This is a genomic window from Novosphingobium sp. SG751A, assembly GCF_013149295.1.
In the GTDB taxonomy this organism is placed as follows: domain Bacteria; phylum Pseudomonadota; class Alphaproteobacteria; order Sphingomonadales; family Sphingomonadaceae; genus Novosphingobium.
Genome location: NZ_JABGCB010000024.1, coordinates 60,420 through 68,627, shown reverse-complemented (window position 1 = coordinate 68,627; position 8,208 = coordinate 60,420). Strand labels below are relative to the sequence as shown.

Genomic DNA, 8,208 nt, shown 5'->3' with positions numbered 1-8,208 from the left:
CCGTCATCCAATGCCATTGTGTCCACGATCTCCTCGTGGACACAATCAATCATGACGATATCAGTGAACAGGTGCAGGGCTTTGCGCGCTTACGGGCATCCACCGCGTAGGCGATGGTCACTCGGCGACGAAACGGGATGGTGCGCAGGCCTGGGCGAATGTCATCGCGTGGTGTCCCGCGATGCGGGAAAGCGGCAAGCCCTTCACAGTGCTCGATGATCGCATTCGTAAAGCGCCCGGCGATTTCTCCTGACGCCTCTTGCATAATATAGCGATACAAGGCGACCAGTTGGGCTTCCGCCTCCGGCGCGAATACGACCCGGTGCGACATTGATCAGCGCGGTTTGGGGTCGTTATGATGCTCGGCGGCCAGCGCGGCCTTCACGTCACTGATTGACCTTACACGAGCAGGGTCAGATTTAATCGCATCATAGACAGGCGCGATCTCATTGCGCAGCCAGGTTTCAAGGGCTTTGTCTCGGGCTTGCAGGGCCCGCAGGCCGTCACGGATCACTTCGCTTTCACTGGCATACTCGCCCGCAGCGACCTTGGCGCGGACCTGCGCAGCCATTTCCATCGGCAGTGTAATGCTGAATTGCTGAGTCGTGCGCATGGAACCATCCTTGAGGTGTTGAATGGGATTTAATCCTATCGAAGACGCAATTCAAGATGTCCCTGCGCCTCTTTCAATCTGGCGCCCAATGGTAGGCGGGCCACCAGACCCGTTGCGGTGAATGCCCGGCTCGATTCAAGTCAGCCGATCCAAGACCTGTAGAACTGTGATGTTGGCCAGCCCTGAACCAGTCCGTCACTTCAGCATCAATGAACAGGTCGACCACCAGAACAAGAACCTGTCGGATTGCATTTCGGGGGCGATCACGCCTCAGCCGCCAGCGCCCGTAAACGCCCCGCCGTCGAATGATCTCCACGGGTTTGCATGAGAATGATCAACTTCCGCAGTTCGGCCAAAGGAAGGTCTTGGGCCCCACGCAGTTCGAGCATGCCTGCCACTGCCGTATGCGCATGAAGCTCCATGCACCATTCATAATAGTCAAAGCGCAGGCCGTTGGGATCTTCAAGGTCGCGCCACAGGACCTCCTTGCATAGATCCAGCGCCAGATGCCTGTTCTGCCTTGGACCAGCCCGCCAATAATCACGGGCGAGCAGTGTCCGGTTCGTAGCAAAATGGCTGAAATGCTCGGGAGCCATAAATCCGGGCTGAGAAATCGGAACCGAAGTTATCAATTTTTGCGCGGCCCGTTCGCCTTTGAGAAGCACCCAGCGACGTTCAAAATCGTCCGTTTCGGTACGGGCAATGATCGCATATGCGGAAAGCTCCAGGGAATTGTTCTTCTGAACGCGGCGAGCCAGAGCGTTGGCTGTCGGATGGTCGCCGGCCTCAAACGCTTCGCTCGCCATGGCGAGCGAAGCGTTTTTCGGGCAGAATGCCTTTTGGGTGCCTCCACCTCATTATTGTTGGCAGGCCGAAGGATGTTACGAAGAGCCACGGCATAAGACGAAAAACCAGCGTCCCAGGCTGCCCGATCAAGCGCCTGATGATGAGGGATGGCAAGCCGTTTGGCATAGACTTTCGCGAGTCGCTTGATGCCTGCAATGCTGATCGGAACAATTGGCGATATATCCACGGACGTTCTCCTGGCCTATGGAAGTGTTGCCCGCCAAACACCTCCGGGACCAATGGAAAACCCGGAAAGGATCAATCTGCGAATTCACTGTCGTCAACGACTTCGCGGCGGCGGGCTGCGTGCCAGTGATGGGGCTCGCGCATGATATTTCCAGCATCGTTGATTTGCAAGCATCGGATCTTGACTGCCACAGTTTAAGGCACACCCTACACGGATCGCCGTGGAAGTGATGAGTAAGTTATTGTTCTTGCTCAGAAGGTCACCCATTTATGTCCTCCAATCCGAAACAAGAAAATGGCTGTCAGGTAGCCGCAATTGATGCTGCCTTTTCGCAGAATCAGATCCCATCAAACAACGAGAAATTCACGGGCCATCATGCCCGTCGCAAGGCCCCACGCCGCGATACGATCCTATGGGACAGTGAAATTCCTGGTTTTGGTATAAGAATGCGCACCAGCGGTGCCAAAAGCTGGATCGTCAAATTCAGTGATCGTGCTCAAAGACGTTTCGTGACGCTGGGCCAGCCACCGGCCATGGATGTGCGCAAGGCCCGCGCCGAGGCAAGAAGGCTGGTCGCTGCGGCCCAGACGGTGGGGCTGCCTTGCGCGGTGGGACGGGCTTCGGACGAAGGGCTCACTTTTGCCAAGGCGACAGCCGAACTGCTTCCTTCTCTCGCCCGGCAGTGGAAACCTTCCACCGTGAAGACCAACTCGTCCTATCTGCGGCGCACGCTGATCCCCTTCTTTGGCGACATGCCGATGGCAATCATCCAGCGCAGCGATGTTGCCCGCTGGCGCGACAGCCTCGTCACGAGGGGAAGCACATTCAACCGCGCGGTGCCGGTGCTCTCGATCCTGATGCAGGAGGCTGAGGCTTTTGGCTATCGCCAGCACGCCTCCAACCCTTGTCGCGGCAAAGCGCGATATAAGCGGCGCAAGATGGAGCGCTTCCTCAGCATGGCCGAATATCGCGGGCTGGGGCATGTGCTGCGGGAGGCGGGGGAGAAAATGCCGCAAACTGTCGCCTTGCTCCGGCTGCTGATCGCGACCGGGGCGCGCGTGGGCGAGATCACTGGTCTGCGCGGGGAGTGGGTGAAGGAGGCGCGTATCTTCCTGCCCGATAGCAAGACCGGGGCCAAGGTGATCTATCTCAACACCCCCGCCCGCAACGTGCTGGAAAGGATGGGCGCGGATAGTCGTCAGGGACTTGTATTTCCCTCACCCCCATAATCCCAACAAACCAATCAAAATCTGGTCGGATTGGCAGGAGATCCGCCAGCGTGCCGGACTTGGGGATCTGCGCCTCCATGATCTGCGTCACAGTTTTGCCTCGCTGGCGATCCGCCAGGGCATCTCACTGACCATCATCAGCCGCCTGCTCGGTCATGCTCTGCCCGAAACGACCGAGCGCTACGCGCATTTGGCCGATGACTCGATCTCGGAAGCCGCCGATCGCGTGTGCAGCGTCCTTGCGCAGGGATTGGGGGTGGCGGCATGAACGCCCTCACCTTGACCGAACTGGTCACCGAAGAACTTGGCGCGATTGGTGCCACATTTGACGGGAAACTGGATCGCCCTGCCCGCGTCACCCAATGGTGTGCCAGACTTCGGGGCTTTGGCACCCGCTGCTATGCCAATGGGCGCAAGACCTATGTCGTTCAGGCCGCTATGGCAGGGCGGACACGAACCGTTACGATTGCCGATAGCAGGGTGATCACCGAGGCCCATGCACGCGGCATCGCCCGCCGCGTGCTGCTGCGCGTGCAGACCGGCGAGAACCCGGCCGATGCCAAGGCCAGAAGCAAGGCCATGCCGGTCTTCTCGGCTTTCCTTAAACGCTATTGGGCGAGCGCATCGGCAGGCTGGAAGGCCTCAACGCTGGACCGCAATCGCTACTACCGCAAGCATCTCGTGACGGCCTTTCCACGCCGACATCTGGATGCGATCACACCCGGCGATGTCCGCCGTTGGTTTGCCAAGGTAACCCGTACCGCAGGGCCAGCAGCGGCCAATCGGACTTTTGAACTGGTGCTTTCGCTCTTCCGCAAGGCCGAGGAATGGGGCGAATTGCCGTCAGGCTCTAACCCTTGCCATGGGATCAAGCGCAACAGGCTGCGCAAGCATGAATGCCTGCTCTCGGCGGAGGAATTGGCACGGCTTGGGCAGGCATTGGATCTGGAAGCCGAAACCTGTCCCAAAGAAGTGGCCGCGTTGCGGCTCATCATCCTCACCGGTTGCCGCAAAGGCGAGATCTGTAATCTGACATGGGATGAGGTTCGTGGGCGGCGACTGTTGCTGCATGATGCCAAGACGGGGCCGCGCACGGTCTGACTGGGCAAAGTAGCTCAGATGATCCTTGACGGGATTGAGCGTGATCCGATGCACGATGAGGTCTTCTGGACGGAAAGTGGGCGCCTCAAAATCAACCAACTGGATAGCTGCTACTATCGCGTGCGGAGTGCCGCTGATCTCGATCATGTCCGACTGCATGATCTGCGGCACAATTTTGCCAGCCATGCAGCATCAATGTCCGAAACGCTGCCGATGATCGCCAAGTTGCTGGGGCGTGCCGACATTAAGATGACGGCGCGCTATGCCCATCTCGATGATGCGTCCGTGATGGAGACCTGCGAGGCTATTGGCGCTGCGCTGCGGATGGTATTGGCACCGGAGTGACCCAAAGCTGAAGTTTCGATGGCATCAAGGGCGCCTTGTGTTAAGATGTATACATCCAACCACAAGGCGCCCTTGATGAACAGCACCACCATGACGATCCGCGTGCCGGTCACCCTTCATGACAAACTGGCCCGGCTAGCGCAGGGAACCAAGCGCAGCCGCTCCTATCTCGCGGCTGAAGCGCTGACCGCCTATGTGGATCGAGAGCTTTCCATCATCGAAGGCATCCAGCAGGGCCTGGCCGATGTGACCGCTGGTAAGGTCATTCCCCATGACAAGGCAATGGCCGACCTGCACGCCATCATTGATGCTGCCGAACGCGGCCAGTCCTCCAGTCAGTGAGGCGGGTTGAATGGGCGGAAGCCGCCTTGGCCGATATCCGCGCGCAGATTGAGTATATTGCCGCACAGGATCCACAGGCGGCGCGCCGGGTGGTTGATGCCATTGGCCAGACTGGCGCCGCCTTGGGAGATTTCGCAACAGGCCATCCGGGGCGCGTGGCGGGGACTTACGAGAAATCGGTGCGCGGCCTACCCTATATTATCGCCTATGCATTGACCGACAGGGATAGGGCGGTCTCGATCTTGCGGGTGATCCATACCGCGCGGGATTGGGTGGAGGAGGCTTGGCCGGAAGCATGAAAATACGACTGCTTTACCCCCGCTATACTCATCTGGATAGCTACCAATTACGGACCTAATACTACGCTAGAGGGGATGGCAGTCAGCGTGCCATAGCCAAGTTCATCGAATCCGCCGCTGTTGGGACCATAATCGCCCCCACCGCCATCCATGCCGTTCTTCGCGATCATCAGCGCAAGTTCAGGCGCGTCCAGCCCTTTGCGCCCGACATAATGATTGTAAAGCAAGGTCCACACCGGCCGCACCTGCCCGCGCATTTTGGGCGCAATGGCATCCTGCGTGACATCGCTGTTGGCATAGGGCGCATAGGGCACATTTTCCCCAAGGTTATAGAGCGCGACATAGCGTGCCGCTGCCAATAGGCGATTGTCATAGGCGCCGTAGAGATCATCTCCCTGCTGCCATGCCATTTCGCAGATCGTACCGGCCAGCCCCACGCCCATCAGGCTATGCCCCTGATCGCGGCCGCTTTCCTGCCATTGCGCCAACCCGCCCGGAAATACATGCCATGCCGCGTTGCGGATCGCACCGTTGCCGGTGCCGTTCAGATAATAGTCGCGGGCCTGTTCATAAAGATCGCGCCGGTCGGTCAGTATCCCGATCGCCATCAGCGAAGCCAGATTGCAAAGATCCCAATTAGCCCAGTAGTGATCGATCTTCGCGCCATTATGACGGGCCAGAAAGTCGCGGTTCATGGGTGCGAAGACGTTGAGCATCATAGTGCGAAAGTCCGCCTGATCAGCCGCCTTCCAACCGGGAAAATCGCGCAGGGTTTCTCCCGCTATGGCCAGTTGATAGCCATAGATCCCGGCGGCCAGATAGCGGTCGGAGGTTCCCGTGACCATGCGTAGCGAATGCGCCCATGCCTTGAGAATGCGCACCGCCGCATTGCCTCGCCTCTCGTCGCCGCTGATCCGCCAGTCGAGAGCCAGCGCGTAGGCGGCAGCCGCATCATTGAAGAGATTGGCATAATTTTCCGAAGGGCCGCCCGGCTGAGCGCCGCGCACGACCGTCGCCACATCACGCGGCTGATAGGCGGGATCATCATGCGCATTGGCGCGCATCTTTGCGAAATCCGCCGCCCAGGGATCGCGATGCTGTTTCACCGCCTCGGCGATAGCGGCAAAATCACGGGCCGAACTGAACGCGCCGGGATGGCGGAACGCACCATCCCCGGCATGGGCGGTCAGGGGCGCGCAGAGCAGGCCCAGACCGACCTGAAACGCCAACGGGTGCAAAATCTTCATGGAAGCTCCGCCTCTTGCCTAAGCAGGCTCGAAAATGATCGCCTGCCCGCCCGATGGAGCAAGGCGAAGCGTCAGGCTTTGGTGCGGCGTGACGATGTCCTCGGACAGGATCACCGGGGTGGCCATGGCCTGCGCGCCGGGCAGGCCATCAGCAAAGCGGCGCGCACGCCAGCGCCCTTTTTCAAGGAAATGCAGCGGCACCGTCAGATCCCTGCCCTGCTCATTGGTCAGCGCACCCAGATACCAGCGGCCTTTGTTGCGGCGCGCCACCACGACATGCTGGCCAATAGCCCCGGACAAGGCAACTGTGCGATCCCAACTGGTGGGACATTCATCGAAAAACGCCAGTTCGGGCCAGTTGCGACCCGCATATTTCTCCGGCCCATCATACCAGTAAAGAAAGGTCAGCGGATTATAATAGACCGCCGCCATGGCGAGTTGATGGGCATTGGTCGTCCGGTTTCGCGGATTGGCATAGCAGATCGTATAGTCGATCGGCCCGGCAATCGCCCGCGTGAAGGGCAGCGTGCAATTATGCGCGGCAGTGGGGAAATGCTCGTTGCCACGCACGCCTTCCAGCGCGATGTAATTGGGATAGGTCCGCTCCAGCCCCGCCGGGCGCAGATTGTCATGCAGATTGACCAGCAGCCCATGCTCGCCGCAAGCACGCACCAGATTGGTGATGAAATCGACATCGCTCTGCCGTCCTTCCCAGACAAAGCCGAACTTGATCCCCGCCACGCCCCAGGAACGATAGGTCTTCAGGATCGCGTCCAGTTGTCGCATCGCCGGAACGCGATCGACATACAGGATCATGCCCAGCCCCTTGGAGCGCGCATAATCCACCACCTTGCGAATATCGATAGCGGGAATGGCATAGGTGGCATCGCTGGGGTCGGTGCCATCACCATACCAATGCGCGTCCCATTCGACATAATCGAGGCGGCGGGCAGCGGCAAAATCGACCGTGTCCAGCCCCGCCTGCGTGGTAAAGCCCCGGATGCGGATCGCCCGCCCCGGCTTTACCCATGACACATCGCCCAATCGGTTTGGGCTGGCCAGTGTGGGGATCAGATCCTGCCGCTCCAGCAGGCCTGCCGGATCGGGCGAAAGCACGATGACCCGCCACGGCGTCTGCGCGCCTTCAGCAAGGGTGAAATGGTCTTCGGCCTCGGTATCGCCCGGGCCGGAATAGCCGGTCGCGCGGCCGGGATACTGCATCAGCCTCGTGGTCAGGCCGTGCTCCGTGCTTTTGAGCATCATGCGAGGGTAATGGAGCCGATCGCTCTCGGTGATGACAACAGTGGTGCCATCGCCCAGTTGCGCGGTCAGCGGAACATCGGCCAGCCCTGGCGGATCACAACTGGCCGTCAGCGCCGGTTCGGGAATGGGGGATACGGCGGTCTGATGCGTGGTCTGATATTCGCCCTCGTCCCTGCTGGCATGGACCACAGCATCGGCGGGAAGGCGAAATTCGATGGCTTCGCCGGTAACCACGACCGATGGGCCGGGCGCTTTGATCAGATGAAAGCGGATCGCAACACCGGCGTCATAGGCCCGCGCCACCGCCGCAAAGGTGATCGCGCTGGCCCGGTCCTGCAAGGTCACGGTGATTTCGCCGCAAGCCTCGGTGCTGACGGCGCGGATGCCGAAAGGCGGGGACCAGTTGCCCTTGATCTGCCGGGTGCTGCTGGCCGTGGAGATCGCCTGTGGCCCCAGAACTGCGGCCTCCGCCAGACGCAAAGCTAAGGGAGAGCGCGTCAGGATAGGCCTGCCGTTATAGCGAACCGACCAGCCGAGCGGGCCGGTATGCAGTTCCACCTCCACCCGACCATCAGGCGAGGTGGCGCGATGGCGCAGGCTCGCTTTTGCGGCATGAGCGGCAGCGGGTAGAGCGGCAAGACCAAGCATGACACCCCGGCGGGATGCTTCGAGATCCATGAAACTTCCTTTTGTGCAAAAACGCCGGGCGTGAAAGCCGTGTCGCCCCCACGCCCGA

The 8,208-nt window shown here is 60.1% G+C and carries 11 protein-coding genes; 6 read left to right on the top strand and 5 right to left on the bottom strand.

The window, feature by feature from the left end; genetic code table 11:
- Positions 1-49: 49 nt before the first annotated feature.
- From FHW96_RS22930 to FHW96_RS22920, 3 genes are all read right to left on the bottom strand, one after another.
- A complete protein-coding gene (locus FHW96_RS22930; protein ID WP_172342895.1) occupies positions 50-331 on the bottom strand; it encodes a type II toxin-antitoxin system RelE/ParE family toxin in 282 nt (93 codons plus the stop codon).
- A 3-nt stretch (positions 332-334) separates the two neighbouring features.
- Positions 335-613, bottom strand: a complete 279-nt coding sequence (locus FHW96_RS22925; protein ID WP_172342894.1) for a type II toxin-antitoxin system ParD family antitoxin — start codon at positions 611-613, stop codon at positions 335-337.
- A 263-nt stretch (positions 614-876) separates the two neighbouring features.
- Positions 877-1,419, bottom strand: a complete 543-nt coding sequence (locus FHW96_RS22920) for a hypothetical protein (RefSeq protein ID WP_172342893.1) — start codon at positions 1,417-1,419, stop codon at positions 877-879.
- A 496-nt stretch (positions 1,420-1,915) separates the two neighbouring features.
- Between FHW96_RS22920 and FHW96_RS22915 the strand changes: the two genes are divergently transcribed.
- The 6 genes from FHW96_RS22915 to FHW96_RS22890 all read left to right on the top strand — a co-directional run bounded on the left by FHW96_RS22915 (position 1,916) and on the right by FHW96_RS22890 (position 4,962).
- Complete coding sequence (locus tag FHW96_RS22915; RefSeq protein ID WP_172342892.1) at positions 1,916-2,875, top strand: site-specific integrase; 960 nt, start codon at positions 1,916-1,918, stop codon at positions 2,873-2,875.
- Positions 2,853-3,143, top strand: coding sequence for a tyrosine-type recombinase/integrase (locus FHW96_RS22910; RefSeq protein ID WP_216651018.1), 291 nt, complete (start codon positions 2,853-2,855; stop codon positions 3,141-3,143). Before FHW96_RS22915 ends, FHW96_RS22910 begins: the two co-directional genes overlap by 23 nt.
- Complete coding sequence (locus FHW96_RS22905) at positions 3,140-3,976, top strand: integrase arm-type DNA-binding domain-containing protein (protein ID WP_172342891.1); 837 nt, start codon at positions 3,140-3,142, stop codon at positions 3,974-3,976. Before FHW96_RS22910 ends, FHW96_RS22905 begins: the two co-directional genes overlap by 4 nt.
- An 18-nt stretch (positions 3,977-3,994) precedes the next feature.
- A complete protein-coding gene (locus FHW96_RS22900) occupies positions 3,995-4,321 on the top strand; it encodes a tyrosine-type recombinase/integrase (protein WP_172342890.1) in 327 nt (108 codons plus the stop codon).
- A 75-nt stretch (positions 4,322-4,396) separates the two neighbouring features.
- The gene (locus FHW96_RS22895; protein WP_253951175.1) at positions 4,397-4,663 is read left to right on the top strand and encodes a CopG family ribbon-helix-helix protein; all 267 of its coding nucleotides are present in this window, start codon (positions 4,397-4,399) and stop codon (positions 4,661-4,663) included.
- On the top strand, positions 4,660-4,962 hold the full coding sequence (locus FHW96_RS22890; protein ID WP_172342888.1) for a type II toxin-antitoxin system RelE/ParE family toxin: 303 nt from the start codon (positions 4,660-4,662) through the stop codon (positions 4,960-4,962). Before FHW96_RS22895 ends, FHW96_RS22890 begins: the two co-directional genes overlap by 4 nt.
- 47 nt (positions 4,963-5,009) lie before the next feature.
- On the opposite strand, the gene FHW96_RS22885 is transcribed toward FHW96_RS22890, so the two are convergent.
- A complete protein-coding gene (locus FHW96_RS22885) occupies positions 5,010-6,209 on the bottom strand; it encodes an alginate lyase family protein (protein ID WP_172342887.1) in 1,200 nt (399 codons plus the stop codon).
- Between the two features lie 18 nt (positions 6,210-6,227).
- On the bottom strand, positions 6,228-8,150 hold the full coding sequence (locus FHW96_RS22880; protein ID WP_172342886.1) for a glycoside hydrolase family 97 protein: 1,923 nt from the start codon (positions 8,148-8,150) through the stop codon (positions 6,228-6,230).
- Positions 8,151-8,208: the final 58 nt, after the last annotated feature.